Raw genomic sequence first — 19,976 nt, 5'->3', positions numbered from 1 at the left:
ACGGGTGGGCCCGGAGCCATAGCTCCGGGCCCACCCGTCGTGACCTGCTCGACACGTATCAGGTCATGCACCAACCGGAGTCGCATGCACCTTCATTCTCATCGGCGTCGCCTTCCGCTGGGCTCTCGTCGGGGATGGCTTGTGTCAGCGGGATCCCGTACCTCGTGAGATACACGGCATCCCGCCCGAGCGCGGCCCGCCGTCGGTTGATTGTCTCCTCCAGCCGGACCGACTGAGCGAACAACTCCGGCTCGTGCCGGCGCTGGTGGCGCCAGGCGCCGACGGTGCGGAAGGGGCAGAAGAAGCAGGAGCTCTTGGGCGGTACCGGCAGGCCGGCCTCGGCGATGATGCGCTCACAGTCATCCCGGCGCAGCCCGAGATCGAGGAGAGGGTATTCGATATCCTCGTGGGCTTCCCGCCGCCGGCGGTTGGCGCGATGGATTTCGTCAACCGAAATGCCGATGCCGACCGCCGCCGGCTCCTCTGCGGTGGCGCCATGCTCCCGAAGCCACCGCCCGACCACCTTGATCTTGAAGTCGGCAGTGCAGTTGCGGCGGCCAGGAGCACCGTTGGCCATGCGGACCGGAATGGGGATCGACCGGGTGTCCGGCCGGTTCAGCCGCTGCATGAGCGTTTCGCTGGCCCCGTCGCGTCGCCGGCGCTTGAGCTCGTGGATGTCCAGTCCCGCACGCATGGCGTACGGGATGGCGATCTCACGGACGTACGCGAGGGTTGCTGGATGCTCGCTATCGTCCCCGACGTTGGCGAACAGGAAGGTGCGGAAGTCGATCTCTCTGCGAGCGGCCAGCACGAGCAGGGCCGTGCTCTGAACTCCGCCGCCGTAGGAAATGACTTTCATAAGCCGACGGTTGGGCTCGCTGCATGCGGCTTTGAGGAGGGGGTCTGTGGGATCGACGTGATGGTCTCCGAGGGTGTGCTGCAAGATCGCCATATGAGAGACAGTATGTATGTCGCACGACAGAAGCAAGTGTCTCTCTCACTGCTGTTGGCGAACATAGAGGTCAACGGGGGCGTGGGTCGGCACGGGCCGGATGTGGTGAGGAGCTACGGCCGGGGCTTGATGGTGACGGAATATCCCTTGGCCAGAACGGACGCCAGAAACTCCGCTGCGGCGCCGTGGTCAGCGCTGCTGAACGTCTGTGCGGCAGGCAGTGGCTGGCGAGGCGGGCTTGCCTGGGGGGTGCTCGGCCTTCGACCGCGGGGCTTCTGGGGAGGGCGCTGTCCTGCACGGAGCGCGGCGACTGCGGAGGTCACGATGGTTCGCTGACGCTGTCGCGCGTCGTCCAGGATCGTCTCAAGGAGCCAGAGCGGAGAACCGGAGACGAACAGGTCGGCCTCGGCGATCCGCTGCCGGTTCCGCCACCGAGAGATGGCCTGTGCGTCCTGGCCGAGTACGCGCGCTGCCTCTTGGATACCGACGACGACCGGGAGGTGCTCCTTGTCTTCTGGGTCGTAGCCCTGAGGGATACCAGCCTTGTACATCGCTAGCCGTTCTCGGTCGGCTTTGCGGTCCCCTTCGCCGTCGAGTCGCATCACCGTGTTCAGCAGCCAGTACGGATTGCCCGACGCGATCAGATCCGGTTCGTCGAGCGTGCCCGCTGTCCGCCATCTTTGAGAGGTCTGCTGCTTCACGTGGAAGAGAAAGGCAATCTCGGTGTGTCCGAGGAGGAACGGAACGCGTACCTCTGCCATGAGACGGCCTTCCCCATCACCCTGTGCTCGTGTTCGTCGGCAGTGCGCTGGCAGGCGACGCCGTGGCTGTGATCTTAGGCGTGCTCTACTCCCGGTCGCAGCTCCCACGAGCCCACTTCGGTGTAGTACCGGCCGAAGTGCTGGAGCCAGGCCGCGAGCGTCTCGGTTGTTCTGCGCGCCTGCTCCTCTGTGTCTCCTGTCCGCTCGGCGATGGCCCGCTGCAGCTCGACGTTGCTGAGGCGCTGTTCTGCGGTCAGCTGACCGAGTTCCGGGATTGCATGCAGGCGGGCCTCGACCTCAGCATTGAAGGCGTTTTCCGAGAGGCCAGCGGGAACATCGAGCATGGCCAGGTCCCGCACGATGCCCGCCTCGACCAGCGAGGTGAACCGCTGACGCCCGATGTAGAGGGCATAGACGTTCTCCGGTCTCCTTGTCTCCGGAAACCAGTACGGCGCTGCTTCGTCCTCGGACGGCGGAGTGACGCGCTCGCTTCTCAGGAGTTCAGCCTGCTCCCGTACGAGGGCTGCCGTGTGGGGTGTGGCTATGGTCGAGCGGGCGTTGATCTGGCCGAGGACCCGCTGTACTTCGGGGTGGTCGATCGGCACCTCCAACAAGAGTTCCACGTTGGCGTTCGGTACGCGTCCAGTGGCTTTGCCGGTCAGGTTGGCCGAGCCGACCAGACAGCGGCCGTCGGCACGGTAGAGCTTGGCGTGGAGGGACGGACACAGGGCAATGGAAATGCGTTCGTCACTCTGGGCAGCTTCGATGATCTCCGGGTCGGAAACCCCGGCGGCTACCTCCGCCGGGGTCCAGCGCGTGACACACGTGATCTTCTGGACGGAGGAGGGCACCGCGGCGATGGTCTCCTCGAAGATCGCCTTCTTGATGAAGGGGGCGATGATGACCACCTCCTCGGCGGCGTCCTCCATCACGTCCGCGATCTGCTGCCAGACATGGTCCGGCTGGGTCACTCCTCTTCGCTCCCGTCCTCGATGAAGTCACGGGCGTACCGGCCCCAGTCGCTTCGGGCATCCGCGATGATCCGGCGCGCCTTCTTGCTGGGGATCTCGTCCTCCATCCGCGCCCAGGAGAAGATGAGCAGCTTGAAGGTCTCGGTCGCACGGGCAAGCCGCTGGCGGAGCTCTGCTTCGTTCGCGTCCTCGGGCACGTCCTCAAGAACGGCCATCAGCTTGCTGTGCAGGGGGTGTTCCGTATTGAAGGACACCTGGAGCATGCCGGCGAGCAGGTCGATATTGAAGAAGGCGGATGAGTCCTGGGGACTGGAGATCCAGCGGACGCGCCAGTCGTTCTCCATGGCCTCGTCCACCAGGGTCTGGGCGGTGTCCTCGTCGACGTGGTGTCGCTCGGTCAGCGCGGTCAGCTGCTCCTGGCGCTTGTCGGCTTCCGTCGCCTCCTCGGCGAGGAGGTCGGTCGTACCTGTGTGCCCGTCCTCCTGCCGGCGCTTGACGGCGTCCGTGGCCTTGGAGGTGACGTTCTCGTCGTACCGCTTCTTGCCCTTCCGGCCGCCCAACGTCTGCTGCCTCAACTTCAGGCGCATCTTGCTCAGGAGGCCCTTGAGGTACTGGGCGAGATCGATCAGCGGCAGTCGGGCGTCGCCGAGTTCCCGTAGACGATCCTTGAACTCCTTGGGGGTTTCGTCGGGGTCCTGCTCAGCCGACCAGTCGAAGTCGGCCAGTGACGAGAACACGACGGCGGTCTGCTTGTTGTTGGTGACGCCGAACACCTCGTCGAGCTCGGGCGGGAAGTCCACCTCGATGCCCCACCACCGCTCCACGGGGTTGTAGCCGATGGCCCATGAGGTATCAAGGTCGAGTTCGCGGCCTTTGCGGACCAGGGAGACGCCGATGTTCCGACGGGCGTGCTGTCCCCACGTCTGGGAACCAGCGTCCCGGTTCGGGTTGGCCGTGTCGGGCCACGGATGGCCGGAGACATCGGAACGGCGGGCTTCAGGGCGGGCGATGGATGCGCGCACCGTTACGGTGTGCTGTGTGCCATCGACCGTGACGGGATAGCGGTAGACCCCGGGCTCCGCCTCGTTGCCCATGTGGAAGGGCTCGAACATGGGAGTGCTGTTGAACGGCGCCGGCGTTCCCGTCTTCGCCATGAGGTACAGAGGGTCGTTGGGTTCGGCGTAGTAGGCGCCGTTGTCCCCTTCGAGGACCTTCCCGTCGCGAACGGGCGCCATCTTGATGTCCACGGAGCCGTCGTTCAGGTAATGCCGGTACACGCGGCCGATCAATTCGGCGGTGTTGCGCAGGGTGGCGCCGGCACTGTGCCATTTGACGCGGTCCAGGTTCGTCCAGACGACGAGGGTGCCGCTGGTGCCCAGGGGCACCTCGCTCAGGTCGTCCCAATACTCCGGCACACGGCGAGGTACGGGGTCGGGAACCTCGTCCTGGCCCTTGGTGATCTCGTCTAGGTCAAGGTGGGTGTACAGAGCGTTCGCAGCGCCGTTCTTCCACGACCAGACTTCGATCTTGGTGCACTGGGACATGCTGGAGTTGGGCAGGCCCATGCCGAAGCGGCCGATTCGGCTGCGGTCGTCGCCGAGACCGTCGCCGTACTTCAGAGCGCGCCGCAGGAGTTCGCTGTCCATGCCCTTGCCGTTGTCGAGGACAGCGATCTTGTCCACCCGGTACCTGGTCCGGGCGGCACCCTCGATAGGACTCTCGCAGGCGAAGACCTGCACCAGCGTGGCTTTGGCGTCGATGCTGTTGTCGATCAGCTCGGCGAGCGCGTAGGCAGTGTTCTTGTAGCCGCTGTCGCGCATGGCCTTGACGGTCAGCGAAGGACTGACGATCCGGTAGTTGTTTCCTTCGCCGCTCACGCTGTCTCCCATACGTCTTCCCAGTTGGTGAATGCTTCGGCGACGTCGCCGAACCCGGGGAGCTCCGGGTCGACGACGGTGACGATCTCGCAGGTTTCGGTTCCGCCAGCCTTGGGGCCGCGGATGACCCGGCCGACCATCTGGCTGTACAACACCAGGGACTTGGTCGGCCGGGCGATGACGGCGGCGCTGGCCGCCGGCGCGTCGAAGCCTGTAGTCAGGACTCCGAAGTTGCACAGGATCATCGGGCGCCGCGCCGCGCTCTTGAAACGACGGATAGCGTCGCTTCGGTGCCGCGGCGAGGACTCGCCGGTCACGAATACCGCGTCGAGGCCGGCCGCGGACAGCACAGACGCGATGAGTCGGCAGTGCTGCACCGATGCCGCGAACACGAGGATGCGCCGGTGCTGCTTCTCAAGCAGCTCCATGATCGTCTGGACAACCTTGAGGTTCCACTGCTCGTCCTTCGCGAGCTCGGCGATGATGCTGTCCGGGATCTCGAACGCTCGCGCCAGGTTCTGCTGATCCCGGGCCGACAGATGCATACCGGCTTCCGCGGCCACCGTGCGCATGATCGGTTTGGCCAGGTAGCCCTGGTCGATGAGGGCTGTCACGGGATTCGTGTAGCCCTCGATCTCCAGCATGACCTTCTGGCGGGAGAAGAAGTCGGCGAGTTCCTCGTCCTTGGCGATGTCCGCCCACGTGCGACCCGGGGTCGCGGTGAGGCCCAGCAGGCTGGAGTCGTGACGTACTGTCAGGTCGTCCACCACGCCCTGAAACGTGGGGGCGATGATCTGATGTGCCTCGTCGAACACGGTCAGAGTGCTGCGGGCGGCCAGGGTACGCAGGAACTGTGGGTCGGATTTGGCGGTTGAGACGGCCTTCTCCAGCCCGAGGACGACCAGTCCGTCGGTCACGTCCGCGAGGTCCGGGGAAGCGCTGCCCCATACGCGGAGGACCGGCAGAGGGCGGTCGCCGACCTTGCTCCAGGCGCGCTCGAACTCGGCCGCGGCCTGCTCCAGCAGTTCCTGCCCGTGGGCCAGCCACACCACCAGGGCGGGCCCGTGCTGCCGCAGGTGGTCGCAGATCATGCTCATGCCGGTCCGCGTCTTGCCCACACCCGTGGGCAGATGGAGCACGGCCCGGCGGGGGCCGTCGTACAGCAGCTCCTTGACCCGGCGCGCCGCGCGGAGCTGATGGGGGAACAGAGCGTAGTCGGGTGCTGTCTCCCGCTTGAAGGGCGGTAGTTGAGGCTGTGCGCGCTCGACGGTGAAGCCGAAGAATTCCAGAAGCTCCCTGCGCTCGTCAGGAGTCCACTTAAGCGTCTGCAGGTACTCCAGCGGTTGCTCGTCACCCAGCGACCCGAGCCGTTGCGCCAGTTCCGCCTGCTTGGGTCCGGGAATGAGGCCGAGCAGTACGGCGCGCTCGTCCTCCTCCGCGACCAGGAGCTCGGCGTCGATCGCGATCGCAGCGACGGCTCGCAACCGCTCATTACCCGCCGTGCCTCCGTCGACGAGGTCGAGGAGGCCGCACAGCTCCTTGCCGAGGTGCCGGCGGATGTAGTCCATGGGGGCGTTTGCCAGGACTGCCTCGAAGGGCATTCCCGGTGACCACGTCGTCACAGCCTCACCTGACCGATGCGGCTGACGGCAAGCCGTGAGCCGCTCGCACAGGACCGACCAACATCGTGAAGTTCCTCCCCCAGCTCGACGCACACCAAGCAGCGCTTCAACGTGCAGATCTGCGGCGTTGCAGCGTGCGGACCACCCTAAACGGGACCACTGACAACAGGAGCACCATCAGACTAAAAGCCCAGCCAGGGGCGGCAATTGGCCACGCAGCTGCCCGACTTCCCGGCCACCGAAACGGAGCTTGCAGCGTGCGCCCGCGCGCGAGGCGTGCAACATAGAACATGCATTCGATAGCGGCTTACGACACCACGCGTTCGAGTGATTCAAAGAGTGGATCTAGGCTCGCGGATAGGATCACGGCGAGCTGCTGGTGGAACCCCGGATGCGGGGCGAGCTTTCCACCAGCAGTACATTGGTGTGCGACACGAGCGAGGTGAGGTGGCAGACGATGAGCGAGCTGAATGGTCCTGATATGCCCTATTTTGACTACAATGCCACCGCTCCGATCCGGCCCGAGGCCCTCGCGGCTGTCGTCGAGGCCATGCAATCGGTCGGCAACGCCTCAAGCATGCACCACCCCGGACGGCAGGCGGCTCATCGGGTCGACGCCGCACGCCGGCAGCTAGCCAACCTCCTCGGCTGCTCGCCCGGCGAGATCATCTTTACCTCTGGGGCGACAGAAGCGAACAATCTGGCCCTGCGGGCCGCGTTCACTGCCGGAAGTCCCCTAATCACAAGCCCTGTCGAGCATCCGGCTGTGCTGGAGACAGCCCGCGCGGTTACTGTCAGGAGCCCCGAGGATCTTGTGCTCCTGCCGGTCGGTGGTGACGGCCTGGTGGAGCTAGACGCCCTCGATCAGGTCTTCGCGGTGCGTCGAGGGGGAATGGTCTCCCTGATGGCGGCGAACAACGAGACCGGTGTCCTGACCGATCTCCGCGTCGTGGCCAAGGCGGCCCGTGAAGCCGGTGCACTCGTCCACACGGACGCCACGCAGCTCATCGGCCGCCTCCCCGTGGACGTCGCTGAACTCGACGTCGACCTTTTGTCGCTGTCTGCCCACAAGTTCGGCGGGCCGCAGGGAGTCGGTGCCTTGTATGTGCGGCGTGGGTCCCCACTTCCGCACCGGCCGCTCCTCGTGGGCGGCGGACAGGAGCGGGGCTGGCGCGCGGGCACGCTGAACGTGGCAGGGATCATCGGCACGGGAGCAGCGGCCGAGGCTGCGGCGCGCGGCCTCGGCGAGGAGGCCGAGCGGGTCGCAGCCCTGCGTGACCGCCTCGAATGCCTGGTCGCCGGCGCCCTGCCCGGCTGCCGTATCAACGGCCGGCGCGATCAGCGCCTGCCCGGTGTGACGAGCATTACTTTTCCTGGGGTGCCCGCGGACGCGGTCCTGGCGGCCATGCCCGATGTCGCTGCCTCGGAGGGCAGCGCGTGCGCGTCCGGCGCTCCGACGCCGAGCCACGTGCTCCTGGCGATGGGGCTGTCCCGGGCGGACGCCGACAGCACGATCCGCTTCTCGCTGGGTTACGCCACCACGGATGCCGAAATCGAGTACGCCGCGCAGGCCGTCAAACGCGCCGTGACGCAGGTTCGGGCCGCGCTGGCCGAAGCCGACGGAGCCCGCTGACCGTTACCCCGTTTATCAACGTCGTTAGAGCAATCGCATTGGACACAGAGAGGTCCCGGATGTCAGACAGCCGGCTTGGGGAAGCCGCCCTTTATTCCTTCGCGCGACACGAAACGTTCGCGCCCCGCTTCGGCTGGCTGCACAAGGCGTACATGCAGGTCAAACGCGATCAGGGTGCGTTCCTCGCGGTCGACGCGCCGGTGCGGTTCGGTGTGGGCAAGAACATGGTCTACTCCATGCGCTATTGGTCGCGGGCGTTCAAGCTCACCCGTGAGCACTCGCCCACGAAGGGCACACAAGCCAAGTTCTCCTATCCCACTTGGGAGGCCCGCTGGCTCCTCGATGAGGACGGCGCGGATCCGTATCTGGAGGAGAACGGCAGCCTGTGGCTGCTGCACTGGTGGTTGGTCTCGTCCCGTCCCGGGGCCAAGAGCTGGGCGCCGGCCTGGTACACGGCCTTCCATCTCGCGCCGTTCTCCCGATTCACGGTCGCGGACATGACGCAGGTGGTCACCCGTCATGTGAACTTCTCCTACGACAAGAGTCCGGAGGAGGCGTCGATCGTCAAGGACATCGAGTGCCTCACCAAGATGTACGCGCGCAGCGCCCCGGAGAAGGCGGGCTCGCCGGGCAGTTACGAGGACCTGCTCGCATGCCCCTTCCGTGACCTTGACCTGCTCACCTTTGTCGGGACGCGCGGAAATGCCGAGTGGCAGTTCACCAGCGGGCACCGTACCTCGCTGCCCGCCCGGGTCCTGGCCTATGCCTGCCTCGACTACGCCGCCAAGTTCTCCCGCCAGGCCAACTCAATCTCCGTGGCCCGTCTCGCCAACGAGCCGGGCTCCCCGGGGCGCGCCTTCCGCGTCCGGGAGAACGAGATCGTCATGGCGCTGCAGAAGGTCGCCGCGGACCACCCGCAGCTCGACCTGACCGAGGCCGTGGGACAGCGCAGCCTCGCCTTCACGGCCGATCCCTTCGATCTGGCCTGGGAAGTGCTCGACGAGCAGTACGACTTCGTCACCCGCCGCCCTGGCTTCCCCACTCGTGAGGAGTGGGCCGCCGAGTTCCCCAAGCTCGCCGAGGCCGAGCAGAAGGAACTCACCACGAAGGCCACGGACGCCACAGACACGGCCGACACCACCGAGACACTCTTTGCTGAGGAGACCGCGTGACCACCGCAACTCCCACGCGGACCCCGGGTAGCCCGACGACCTCCGCCCCGCAGTTCCCCGCCGGCATCGAACTCGTCGGCTCCCAGATGCGCTCGACCAACCTCGAACGAGACGTCGAGGACGCGCTGCACGACCCCTACGTCGGCGCCCGGGCCGTCGACGTCCTGGAACGCATCGCGAGTGCTCTGGCCGACCAACGGCGGACCCGCGCCTGGTCGTTCACCGGCCCCTACGGCTCCGGCAAGTCCACCCTGTCCAACATCATCGACGCTCTGCTGGGGCGGGATGCCAAGCGGCGCGGCGAGGCCGAGCGCATCCTCGAAGAGGCCAGCCCCGCCCTCGCTCAGCGCCTGGCCGCAGCCCGTGATGCCATCGCCCCCGACGGGTTCCTCGGCGGCGTGGCCACCGCGCGCCGCGAATCCGTAGTTGCCACCCTCTCCCGCGCTCTGCACACGGCGGCGGAACGGCGCTGGGGCAAACGCGTCCCGAAGGCCATCGCCGCCGCCCTAGAGGCGTGCGCCGACCCGGACCGGGCCGGGGCCAAGGAGATTCTCGGCGCCGTCACGGCTCTGACGGCGGACGGACGGCAGCCTCTGCTCCTCGTCATCGACGAGTTCGGCAAGACGCTGGAACATTTGGCCGGACACAACGAGTTCGCCGACGCCCAGCATGATCTGTTCCTGCTGCAGGAACTCGCCGAGAAGGCGGCTGGCCCAAACGGGCTGCCCGTCTACCTGATGACCTTGCAGCATCTGTCGTTCATGGACTACGCCTCACGGTCCAGCGAACTCAAGACCCGCGAATGGGCCAAGATCCAGGGGCGCTTCGAAGACATCACCTTCGTTCCCCACCACGGCGACTCCCTGCACCTGCTGCGCCGCCGCCTCGACCGCTCGGCCGTCAACTCTGCGGGGCAGGCCCTGATCAACGCCTGCGCCGAGGCATCCGCGGAGATCTGGATTCAACACGGTCTCGGCGTTCTCGCTGAACTCGGCCCCGACCACTTCGCCGACCTCTACCCGCTGCATCCCATCACGGCCCTGGCCGCACCGATCCTTGCCGCCCAGATCGGCCAGCACGACCGCAGCCTGTCGGGCTTCCTCAACAGCGGGGAGCCCAACACCGTCCGCCACTCGCTGGCCCAGCACAGCACGGCGAAGGCGGAGCATGCCAGCTCGGTGCGGCTGCCGCAGCTGTACGACTACTTCCTCAACTCCGGGCGCACCACCCTGCTCGCCTCCGCCAACGCGAGCAAGTGGATCGAGGTCGACTCACGCATCCGGGACGCCAATGGCCTCCCCGATGTCGACCAGGACGTACTGAAGACCATCGGCGTTCTCAATCTGATCGACTCCGACGGGGCCCTCAGCGCCACCGCCCCGATGATCCACTTCGCCCTCCACGACCCCACAGACGTCGCCGACTCCGACGCCTTCACAGCACTCGAAGAGCGGCTCGCCGACCTCGTGCGCCGAGGCTTCGTGGTCCACCGTGAGTTCAGCGGGGAGTACCGGGTCTGGCAGGGCACGGACGTCGACATCGACGGTAGGCTCAAGGAAACCATCAGCCACTTGAATGACGCTGCGGTCATCAATCGGCTCGGCAGTCTCGTTCCGCAGGCATTCGTGGCCAGCCGCCACAGCCAGGTCACCGGCATGATGCGCGTGTTCTATACCGTGGTCAGCGGCCCGGAGACCAAGACCATCGCCGCCCCGGATGAGTTGAGGGAGCCTGCCGACGGCCTCGTCGTCTTCCACTTCGGCACTGACGCAGACCGGCCCAACGTCCACTCGCCTCTGCCTGTACTCGTGGGCACCACCCCCGACCCCGACATGGTGCTGGCCACGGCCACCTACCTCGTCGCGCTGAAAGAACTCAGCGTCCAGCAGGACATCGACCACGTCGCCCGGCGGGAAGTCATGGAGCGGCTCGTGCAGGCTGAGGCCGAGCTGCTGGAGCTGCTGCAGGACGCCTTCTATCCGCCATCCTCTGACGCGTCCTGGAGCCTGTGGCACACCGGCATCGCCCCGGGCGAGGAACCCGCCGCTTCCGGCTTGACGGCCCGCAGCCTGAGCGGCCTGGTCTCCCTTGCCTGTGAATCGGTGTACCCGCACACCCCGCACATCCGCAACGAGATGCTCGGTCGGCACGTCTTGACCAGCCAGGCCGCCCAGGCCCGCGGCATACTGCTGACGGCCATGCTCTCCGCCTCAGGCGAGGAGAACCTCGGCCTCACCGGGTACAAGGCCGAACGGGCCATCTACCACGGTGTCCTGGCCTACCTCGGCCTACACCGCGAGAACGGGGTGGTCCAGGCCGAGAGCCAGCAGGAGAGCCTGCTCCCATACGGTTTCTCCCCGCCTGGCGAGGACCACGAGCACGCCCAGCCGGCCTGGAACGCCCTCAACGAGGTACTGACCGGGGCCACCGAGCGGGTCAGCATGGAAGAGGTCATCCGGGTCCTAATGAGCCCGCCGTTCGGGCTCAAGGCCGGCGTGGTGCCGGTCTTCCTGATCCCGGCCCTGCTCATCCGTCGCCACGATGTCGCCCTGTTCGAGGAAGGCACCTACCTTCCCCGGCTGACCATCGACGTCGTTGAGCGCCTCGTCAAGGGTCCGGGACGCTTCTCAGCGAAGTACACGCCGGCCGGAGACGGCCAGCGTGGCAGCATCATCAAGAAGCTGATGGTCTCGCTCGGCGTGGAGGCACCGCGCTCCAAGGCCCTGCGTAACCCCGACCTCCTGTCCGTGGCCAGCGCCTTGATCATGCGCGTGGCAGACCTGCACAAGTACGCTCGCACTACCAAGAACATCTCCGCCGACGCCCGCACCGTGCGGACCACGATCGCCCGGTCCCTGGATCCCGACGACCTGATCTTCCACGCGCTGCCGAAGGCCCTCGGGCTGCCGGAGATCCCGGCCCGCACACGCGCCAATGCGGAAGCGGCGAACACCTACGTCGAACGGCTTACCGCGGCGGCGGACGAACTCGTTGCCATCGACAGCAAACTGCGTGCCCAGGTCGTGCGCGTTCTCGCCGAGGAGTTCCGCCTGCCGGCCGAACTGCCGAAGCTGCGCGCACAGCTCGCGGCCCGGCTGAGGGGCTTCGCCGACGCGGTACTGACCCCGGAACTGCGCGGCTTCGTCGACTTCGTCCTCAGCGACGACCTTGAGGACGACGACTGGCTGGAACCCATCGTCGTACGGCTGACCAACTCCGCTCTCGGCGACTGGGACGACCACGAGGCCAAGGTCTTCCCGCAGAAGGCCCGGTCGATGGCTTCCGCTCTCGACCGCGTCGGGCACCTGCATCACGCAGGGAACGAGGTCCGTGGCCGGGAAGAGAAACTCGACGCCCAGTTGTTGACCTTGACAGACAGCGCCGGCGTGGAGCAACGCACCCTGATCTACGTGCCGGAACAGGCCCGCGGTGAGGCCAACAGCCTCGCCGCCGACGTCCTGAAGCAGGCCGAAAAGGCACTCGGGCCGGACGGAGCCAGGATCCTGCTCGCGGCCCTCGCCCAGTGTGTGACCGATGCCGCGGCAGCAGCGAGTGAAAGGAAGGCACACGGATGACCGACGGAGCCGACACCCAGAAGGTCCGGCACGTGCTCGGTATCTCCGGCGGAAAGGACTCCTCGGCGCTCGCCGTCTACATGCGCAACCGAGTCCCGGAGATGGAGTACTTCTTCTGCGACACGGGCGCCGAACTGCCCGAGACCTACGAGTACCTCAACCGCCTGGAGGCTGCCCTCGGCAAGTCCATCGTGCGGCTCAACGCCGACCGGGACTTCGACCACTGGATGGAGGTCTACCAGGGCACCCTGCCCAGTCCGCAGATGCGCTGGTGCACCAAGAATCTCAAGATCAAGCCCCTGGAGGACTGGGTCGGCGACGACAAGGTCATCTCCTACGTCGCCATCCGGGCCGACGAGAACCGCATCGGCTACGTCAGCACCAAGCCGAATATCGATGCTGTCTTTCCCTTCCGTGAAGACGGCATCGACAAGGACGGCGTCATGCGCATCCTCGACGAGGCTGGCATCGGCCTGCCCGACTACTACGAGTGGCGCACACGCTCTGGCTGCTACTTCTGCTTCTTCCAGCGCAAGCACGAATGGGTCGGTCTCAAGGAACGCCACCCCGACCTCTTCGACCGCGCCGTCGAGTACGAGGAGAAGGTCCGCTACCGACACACCGCCATGAAGGGCCGCAACTACACCTGGTCGCAGGGCGAGTCGCTGCCGGAACTCATAGAGCGCAAGGACGAGATCGAGGCCAAGCATCAGGCGGCGCTGGAGCGTGCGGCGAAGCGCGTCAAGCCCAACAGGCCGTTGCTGGAAGTCCTTTCCGACGCCCTCGACTCTGACGACGACGAGGCCGGCTGCTCTGTCTGTCACCTGTAGCGAGCACCCAGCCACCTAGCTGTTCTGTCCGGGGAGGTTGTGAACGGTGAGACAGGTCTCGGCCGAGGGATCTTGAACGGGTGAGGGCCTTCCGGTTCGGTGTGGATTGCGACGTCTACACCAACCAGAAAGGCCCTCGTGCCCCACCGTAATGCACCCCTGACCGAGACCGGACGGCTGCGCCTGGCCCGTTGCGTGGTCGAGGACGGCTGGCCCCTGCGCCGGGCCGCCGAACGCTTCCAGGTCTCGCCCACCACCGCCCAGCGGTGGGCCGACCGCTACCGCCGCCTGGGGGAAGCCGGCATGGCCGACCGCTCCAGCCGCCCACGCACGAGCCCGGGCCGCACTCCCACCCGTACCGAGCGGCGGATCATCAAGGTCCGTCTGCTGCGCCGGTGGGGACCGGCCCGCATCGCGCACTTCCTGCACCTGGTGCCCTCGACCGTGCACCGCGTGCTCACCCGCTACCGCCTGGCCCGCCTGTCGCATCTCGACCGGACCACCGGCCGCGTGGTGCGCCGCTACGAACGCGCCAGGCCCGGCGAACTCGTCCACGTCGACATCAAGAAACTGGGCAACATCCCCGACGGCGGCGGACACAAGGTCCATGGCAGGGCTCAGGGCGGCCGCAACAGCTCCGCGCACCGCGACCCCGCCCGGCCCCGCGCCGTCCACGGCCGTCCCAACCTCGGCTACAGCTACCTGCACACCGCCGTCGACGACCACTCCCGCCTCGCCTACAGCGAGATCCACGCGGACGAGAAGAAGGAGACCGCCACCGCCTTCTGGCAGCGGGCCCACACCTTCTTCACCCAGGCCGGGATCTCCGTCGAACGGGTACTGACCGACAACGGCTCCTGCTACCGCTCACGCGACTGGCGCGATGCCCTGGCAGCGACCGGGATCGCCCACAAGCGGACCCGGCCCTACCGGCCCCAGACGAACGGCAAGGTCGAACGCTTCAACCGCACCCTGCTGGACGAGTGGGCCTACGCACGCCCCTACCGGTCAGAAGCCGAGCGCCGCCAAGCGTTCCCGCAATGGCTGCACACCTACAATCACCACCGCGGACACACCGCGCTGAAAGGGCAACCACCCGCCAGCCGCGTCCCCAACCTCACAGGGCAATACACCTAGGCCGTTTCGTTTGGATCAGTTGGTCGTTGGTCCGGGTGTGCCGTTGACTGACGCGCAGTGGGCGCGGATCGAGCCGTTGCTCCCGGACCGGACGCCGAAGCGGGGTGGCCGCTGGCGTGACCATCGTGAGGTGATCGACGCGATCGCCTACAAGTTCCAGACCGGTACGCAGTGGGTGCACCTGCCGGAGAAGTACGGCAACTGGCGGGGTGTCTACAACCGGCTGCGGATGTGGGCCGTCGACGGCACCTGGGAGCGGGTTTTCACCGCCTTGGTGGCCCAGGCCGACGCCGACGAGGACGTCAGCTGGGCCGTCTCGGTCGACTCCACGATCGTGCGGGCCCACCAGCACGCGGCCGGGGCCCGTAAAAAGGGGCCCCGGCCGGCGAACCCGGCGACCACGCCATCGGCCGTTCCCGCGGCGGACTGACCACGAAGATCCACCTCGCCGCCGATGCCCGCTGCCGGCCCCTCGCGTTCGTCCTCACCGCCGGACAGGCCGGTGACGCACCTGCCTTTCCCGAGGTCATGGCCCGCCTGCGGGTCCCCCGTCGGCGAGGACGACCCCGCACCAGGCCGGACGTGGTCCTCGCCGACAAGGCATACTCCTCCCGCGCCATCCGCGAACACCTGCGCAAGCGCGGCATCCGGGCCGTGATCCCCGTCCCCGCAGACCAACGCCGCCACCGGCTCCGCCGAGGCAGCCGAGGCGGCAGACCACCAGCCTTCGACCGCGAGACCTACAAACAGCGCAACACCGTCGAGCGGTGCATCAACCGCCTCAAACAGTGGCGAGGCATCGCCACCCGCTACGAGAAAACCGCCACCATCTACCTGGCCGGACTCCACGTCGCGGGCATCTTCCTCTGGTCCACCCGATGATCCAAACGAAACTGCCTAGCCCAGCCGTGCAGAGGCCCGCCTCGCGGAGGTTTTCCGCGAGGCGGGCCTCTGCCTTCGGGGTTCCCTGAAGGATTGTCAGTCCCGCCTGTCACACTGGGTATGCCAGAGCCGCTGAGCCGTGTACGGGGGGTCTATCCGCATGTCAGTTTCCAGCACGACCGGCCGAGACGCCTTCACCCGTATGGTGCAAAGGCACCGCGAGGAAGACAGCCCCGCGCTTCCCATCGAGGTCGGCCTGCTTCGGATGCTGGACGCGGACAGCTGTCAGCAACTTGACCAGGACTTACGAGAATTCGCCTCACCCTGGGAGGTCCATCAGGCTACGGAGAACCTTGCCCCTGCTCTCCCGGATGAGCCCGGCCTGTACATGTTCGTCTGGCGGCCTCAGTTCCAGTTTCAGGTCGACAGCCGTCCCTCTCACGGCAGCTTCCCCCAACTCCTCTACGTTGGGCAGGCTGGCGCCTCGAAGTCGGACGACGGGAACACCATTCGCCAGCGTTACAAAGAGTACCGGCGGTACCTGCGGGCCAATCCCGAGAGTCTGTGGACCGAGAGCGAACCGAGGACCCGTGAGCAACGGCTCAGCCGCTACCTGCCGCTGCGCCCGATGGAGTTCTGGTGCACCACAGTGGCGGATCGTCACAGGATCAGGGGGCTGGAGAAGCGGCTCATCCGTCTGTGGAACCCCCCACTTAACGAATCGGATCGTCCCAAGCTGCGCGGTCGGCTCGGTGCTCCGCGAGCAGCCTGGACATCCTGATCACTACCGCACGAAGAAGAGGTATCCATGCCGTCCAAGACGTTCGTTCCCGCGTTCGAAGCGAAGGTGGGTAACTGGACCTACTACTCATGTCTCATGAGCTACGCGGCAGTAGCCCGTGAGATCAACTTCGCGCATGAGCTGGGTGGCAATCAGGACCTGGGCACCATGATTCAAAGGGGCGTCGGCACACGCACCACTGAAATCACCAACTACCTCCTGACCAACGAGAACCGCTTCCTCGGAGCCATCATCGTGGCAGCGTGGGGAGGGGCGCCGGAGTACCTCCCGCTGGAAATGGAGAAGAACTCCGAGAACGGGGACGTACTCGCGGGTATGGACCGCAACTTCGGCGTACTCACCTTCGACGGCACCCACCAGTTCTTCGCGTTGGACGGCCAGCACCGCCTCAAGGCGATCAAGGACGCAGTCAAGCGCAACCCGGAACTCGGGCGTGAAGACATCACTGTCATCGTCGTTCCCCACTTCGATGACGAAGCAGGCCGTAGGCGGACCCGCAGGCTCTTCACCAACATCAACCGCAACGCCGTCAAGACGACCGCGCAGGAGAACATCGCCCTCGATGAGGACGACGGCTTTGCGATTCTTACCCGTCGGCTGCTGGATGACCACGAATTCCTGCGGCAGGACGGCGTGGTTCAGGTCTTCAGCAAGGTCGGCAATGACGGTGAACTCAAGCTCGCTACCCGTCAGGTGGGCGTTACGGGCACCGCCTGGACGACGATCGGCGTCCTGTACGACCTGCTCACGGACCTCGGCTTCGGCCTGCACGAGAGCATGAACAAGACGTCCCAGCGGGCCACGGACGACATCCTGGACGAGAGCTACGAGGCGCTCGCCAAGCGCATTGACGAGTTGCTTGCCGCCTGCGGCGGCATGCGGGAGCGCTATGAGGCGCACGCGGCGCCCAAGGATCTCCGTGCGCCCAAGGGGCGGGATGGAGACGGGCACCCATTCATGCGCCCCGCGGTCCAGGTGCAAGTTGTCCGGGCTGCCCGGCACATCATCGAGCAGGGTCTGCTGGATTGGCCGGAACTCCTTCGGCGCCTCGGTGAGCTGGACTGGAAGATGACTTCCGCGCCGTTCTCTGCAGTCTGGCAAGAGACCCCGGACGGTTCCCGTAAGGGCAAGATGATCCCGGCCAAGGAGAACAACCAAGCGCTGTACGAGTTGCTGCTTGTGCATCTTGCGCCGGCATCGCGTGCGCAGATCGACCGCGCCATTCGGACGTACCGCCAGGTGAAGAACGAGCGCTACCCGGTCACGGCCGAGGAACTGGCGCGACGGCTGCCCATCGCAACCGAGCAGAGCTAGGCCATGCACTGGAGGCAGGGCGGTTGAGGACCGCCCTGCCTTGAGACTTTTCGTGGTCAATGAGGGTTTTCAGGGCGGCCCCCGGACGGGTGACGGCGGGACCGTAGGCAACGGACAGGGCTCCAGTGAACCGCCCCGGTTCGAATGGAGACTCGATTTCATGAAAGGATCGAGTCATGGCACGACCTTCCCGTTACCCGCTTGAGCTGCGCCGTCGCGCGGTGCGCATGGTCGCCGAGGTGCGCGACGACCACCCGAACGAGACGGCCGCTCTGCAGGCGGTCACCGACAAGCTCGGCATCGGGTCCCGCGAGACGCTGCGGAACTGGGTGAAGCAGCACGAGATCGACGCGGGGACGCGGCCGGGAACGACGACGGAGGAGTCCGCCCAGCTCAAGGCATTGAAGAAGGAGAACGCCGAGCTGAAGAGGGCGAACGAGATCCTGAAGGCGGCAGCGAGTTTCTTCGCGGCCGAGCTCGACCGGCCACACACACGCTCGTAGCGTTCATCGACGAGCACCGGGACCGCTTCGGCGGCGTCGAGCCGATCTGCAGGATGCTCACCGAGCACGACTGCAAGATCGCCCCTTCCACCTATTACGCGCACAAGAAACGCCTGGCCGTCCCGTCTGCCCGTTCCGTGCGGGACGCGGAACTCAAGGAGCGGATCCGCCAGGTCCACACCGACAACTACCGTGTCTACGGGGCCCGGAAGATCTGGCGGGAGCTGAACCGGCAGGGTCACGCGGTGGCCCGCTGCACCGTCGAACGGCTGATGCGCGAGCTGGGCATCGCCGGCGCGGTCCGCGGCAAGAGGGTCCTCACCACGATTCCGGACCACCAGGCCGAGCGGGCCCCGGACCGGGTGGACCGCGACTTCGTCGCCGGCGCGCCGAATCGCTGCTGGGTCGCGGATTTCACGCACGTGGCGACCTGGGCCGGGGTGGTCTACGTGGCCTTCGTCGTGGACACCTTCTCCCGCCGGATCGTCGGCTGGTCCGCCGCGACGTCGAAGGAGACCCAGCTCGTCCTGGACGCTCTGGAGATGGCACTGTGGCAGCGCGACCGCGATGAACACCCCCATGTTCGCGGCGAGTTGATACATCACAGCGACGCGGGGAGCCAGTACACCAGTTTCCGGCTGGCCGAACACCTGGACGCGGCCGGCATCGCGGCCTCGATCGGATCTGTCGGCGATGCGTACGACAACGCCCTGATGGAGAGCACGATCGGCCTGTTCAAAACCGAATTGATCAAGCCGCAGCGGCCCTGGAAGACCCTCTCCCAGGTCGAGCTGGCCACCGCCGAGTGGGTCGACTGGTACTGCCACCGCCGACTGCACGGTGAGATAGGCCACGTCCCACCCGTCGAGTACGAGACCAACTACTACACGGAACTCACGAAACCCCAGGTCACCACCACAATCTGAGGTCTCTACCGAACCCGGGGCGGTTCACCAGTGCCGTTGAGAGAGGTGTCTAAAGGGTGTTGCAGAAGGCCGTGATCACGCAGGTCGGAGCGGTGCTCGGGCGTGTGTGATCATGCGGCGAGGGCGAGGTTGTGCATGCGAGCGACGGCCTGGACGGCGTGGTGGAGGCCGTCGCCGCGTTGCCGGCAGTCGCGGAGGATCTTGTAGTTCTTCATGCGGGAGAAGGTGTGCTCGACACGGGCGCGGACCTTGCGATGCTGCGCGTTGTTCTTCTTCCTCGCCCTTGAGCAGGGATCGTCCGGGGCGTTTGCGGTGCGGGACGATCAGTCCGGTGTTGATGTAGGCGCCGTCGCCGAGGACCGTCACGCCCTCGCAGTGTGCGGCCAGGCCGGAGTCCCGCCAGGCTTTCGCGTCCGCCGTGTTGCCGGGCACCGGACGGGCGGTCGCCACCACCAGACGTGTCTCGGCGTCCACGATGACCTGCACGTTCGCCGAGAACCGGTAGTTTCGGGAGGATGCTCCGACCTTGCGGTCGCGGACCGGGACGAGGGTGCCGTCGACAATCCACAGCCGGTCGGTGGCATCGGCGCAGGCCCGGGCCGGCTCGAGTGCGAGCATCGGGCCGAGCCTTTGGATCACTCGGCACACGGTCGCGGGCGAGATACCGAAGAGCGGGGCGAGCTGTCGCATGGTGAGGTTCGTGCGGTAGTACACCGCCACCAGCAGCACCCGCTCGGCCAGCGGAAGCCGCCACGGACGACCCCAGCCACATCCCTCGCCACCACGCTCCCGGACTGCTTTCAGCAGCCGACCGAATCGATCGACCCGCAGCCCCGTGAACGTCTCCACCCACACCCGCTCGGCCCTCAACACCCCAGCCATACAATGGAGATGCCCAGTTCACGGCCTTCTGCAACACCCTTCAAAGGCTGTCCCGTAACTCCAGATACCGCCTGCCAGTGCCCGGTTCGACCTGCATGGCCCGGCTCCAGATGAGGCCGCGAGTCAAGGCGCACCGG

13 protein-coding genes and 2 pseudogenes are annotated in these 19,976 nt (G+C 66.5%); 9 read left to right on the top strand and 6 right to left on the bottom strand.

The genetic code is table 11. The annotated features are described in order from the left end of the window. Positions 1 to 58: 58 nt before the first annotated feature. From Sdia_RS23570 to Sdia_RS23550, 5 genes are all read right to left on the bottom strand, one after another. Complete coding sequence (locus Sdia_RS23570) at positions 59 to 859, bottom strand: adenine nucleotide alpha hydrolase family protein (RefSeq protein ID WP_189500662.1); 801 nt, start codon at positions 857 to 859, stop codon at positions 59 to 61. A 206-nt stretch (positions 860 to 1,065) separates the two neighbouring features. Beyond that, positions 1,066 to 1,713 carry a hypothetical protein gene (locus tag Sdia_RS23565; RefSeq protein WP_189500655.1) on the bottom strand — a complete coding sequence of 216 codons (648 nt, stop codon included), beginning with the start codon at positions 1,711 to 1,713 and terminating at the stop codon, positions 1,066 to 1,068. Between the two features lie 74 nt (positions 1,714 to 1,787). Further along, entirely contained in the window at positions 1,788 to 2,684 is an 897-nt protein-coding gene (locus Sdia_RS23560) for a phospholipase D family protein (protein ID WP_189500656.1), read from the bottom strand. After that, entirely contained in the window at positions 2,681 to 4,561 is a 1,881-nt protein-coding gene (locus Sdia_RS23555; RefSeq protein WP_229831640.1) for an ATP-binding protein, read from the bottom strand. Before Sdia_RS23555 ends, Sdia_RS23560 begins: the two co-directional genes overlap by 4 nt. After that, entirely contained in the window at positions 4,558 to 6,129 is a 1,572-nt protein-coding gene (locus tag Sdia_RS23550) for a DEAD/DEAH box helicase (RefSeq protein WP_189500658.1), read from the bottom strand. Before Sdia_RS23550 ends, Sdia_RS23555 begins: the two co-directional genes overlap by 4 nt. A gap of 511 nt (positions 6,130 to 6,640) precedes the next feature. On the opposite strand from Sdia_RS23550, the gene Sdia_RS23545 reads away from it, so the two are divergent. The 9 genes and pseudogenes from Sdia_RS23545 to Sdia_RS23505 all read left to right on the top strand — a co-directional run bounded on the left by Sdia_RS23545 (position 6,641) and on the right by Sdia_RS23505 (position 18,957). Beyond that, positions 6,641 to 7,816, top strand: coding sequence for a cysteine desulfurase family protein (locus Sdia_RS23545; RefSeq protein ID WP_223123501.1), 1,176 nt, complete (start codon positions 6,641 to 6,643; stop codon positions 7,814 to 7,816). Between the two features lie 59 nt (positions 7,817 to 7,875). Beyond that, positions 7,876 to 8,988: a DUF4007 family protein gene (locus Sdia_RS23540; protein WP_189500659.1), complete on the top strand. Its 1,113-nt coding sequence runs from the start codon at positions 7,876 to 7,878 to the stop codon at positions 8,986 to 8,988. Beyond that, positions 8,985 to 12,563 carry an ATP-binding protein gene (locus Sdia_RS23535; RefSeq protein ID WP_189500660.1) on the top strand — a complete coding sequence of 1,193 codons (3,579 nt, stop codon included), beginning with the start codon at positions 8,985 to 8,987 and terminating at the stop codon, positions 12,561 to 12,563. Before Sdia_RS23540 ends, Sdia_RS23535 begins: the two co-directional genes overlap by 4 nt. After that, complete coding sequence (locus Sdia_RS23530) at positions 12,560 to 13,393, top strand: phosphoadenosine phosphosulfate reductase family protein (protein ID WP_189500661.1); 834 nt, start codon at positions 12,560 to 12,562, stop codon at positions 13,391 to 13,393. Before Sdia_RS23535 ends, Sdia_RS23530 begins: the two co-directional genes overlap by 4 nt. Positions 13,394 to 13,531: 138 nt before the next feature. After that, on the top strand, positions 13,532 to 14,530 hold the full coding sequence (locus tag Sdia_RS23525; protein WP_191835331.1) for an IS481 family transposase: 999 nt from the start codon (positions 13,532 to 13,534) through the stop codon (positions 14,528 to 14,530). A 19-nt stretch (positions 14,531 to 14,549) separates the two neighbouring features. Continuing rightward, a pseudogene (locus Sdia_RS23520) lies at positions 14,550 to 15,412 on the top strand (IS5 family transposase). Between the two features lie 160 nt (positions 15,413 to 15,572). Next, complete coding sequence (locus Sdia_RS23515; RefSeq protein ID WP_229831707.1) at positions 15,573 to 16,193, top strand: GIY-YIG nuclease family protein; 621 nt, start codon at positions 15,573 to 15,575, stop codon at positions 16,191 to 16,193. Between the two features lie 27 nt (positions 16,194 to 16,220). Continuing rightward, positions 16,221 to 17,528: a DGQHR domain-containing protein gene (locus Sdia_RS23510; RefSeq protein ID WP_189501322.1), complete on the top strand. Its 1,308-nt coding sequence runs from the start codon at positions 16,221 to 16,223 to the stop codon at positions 17,526 to 17,528. Between the two features lie 176 nt (positions 17,529 to 17,704). Beyond that, a protein-coding gene (locus tag Sdia_RS23505; RefSeq protein ID WP_185392612.1) for an IS3 family transposase occupies positions 17,705 to 18,957 on the top strand; the annotation gives its coding sequence in 2 pieces (ribosomal slippage) (positions 17,705 to 17,987 and positions 17,987 to 18,957; 1,254 coding nt in all). Between the two features lie 110 nt (positions 18,958 to 19,067). On the opposite strand, the pseudogene Sdia_RS23500 reads toward Sdia_RS23505, so the two are convergent. Then, positions 19,068 to 19,839, bottom strand: a pseudogene (locus Sdia_RS23500) (transposase family protein). Between the last annotated feature and the right edge of the window lie 137 nt (positions 19,840 to 19,976).

It is taken from the genome of Streptomyces diastaticus subsp. diastaticus (assembly GCF_011170125.1).
GTDB classification, from domain to species: domain Bacteria; phylum Actinomycetota; class Actinomycetes; order Streptomycetales; family Streptomycetaceae; genus Streptomyces; species Streptomyces diastaticus.
Note: the sequence above shows the minus strand (reverse complement) of the source record. Positions and strands in the feature narration are given on the sequence as shown.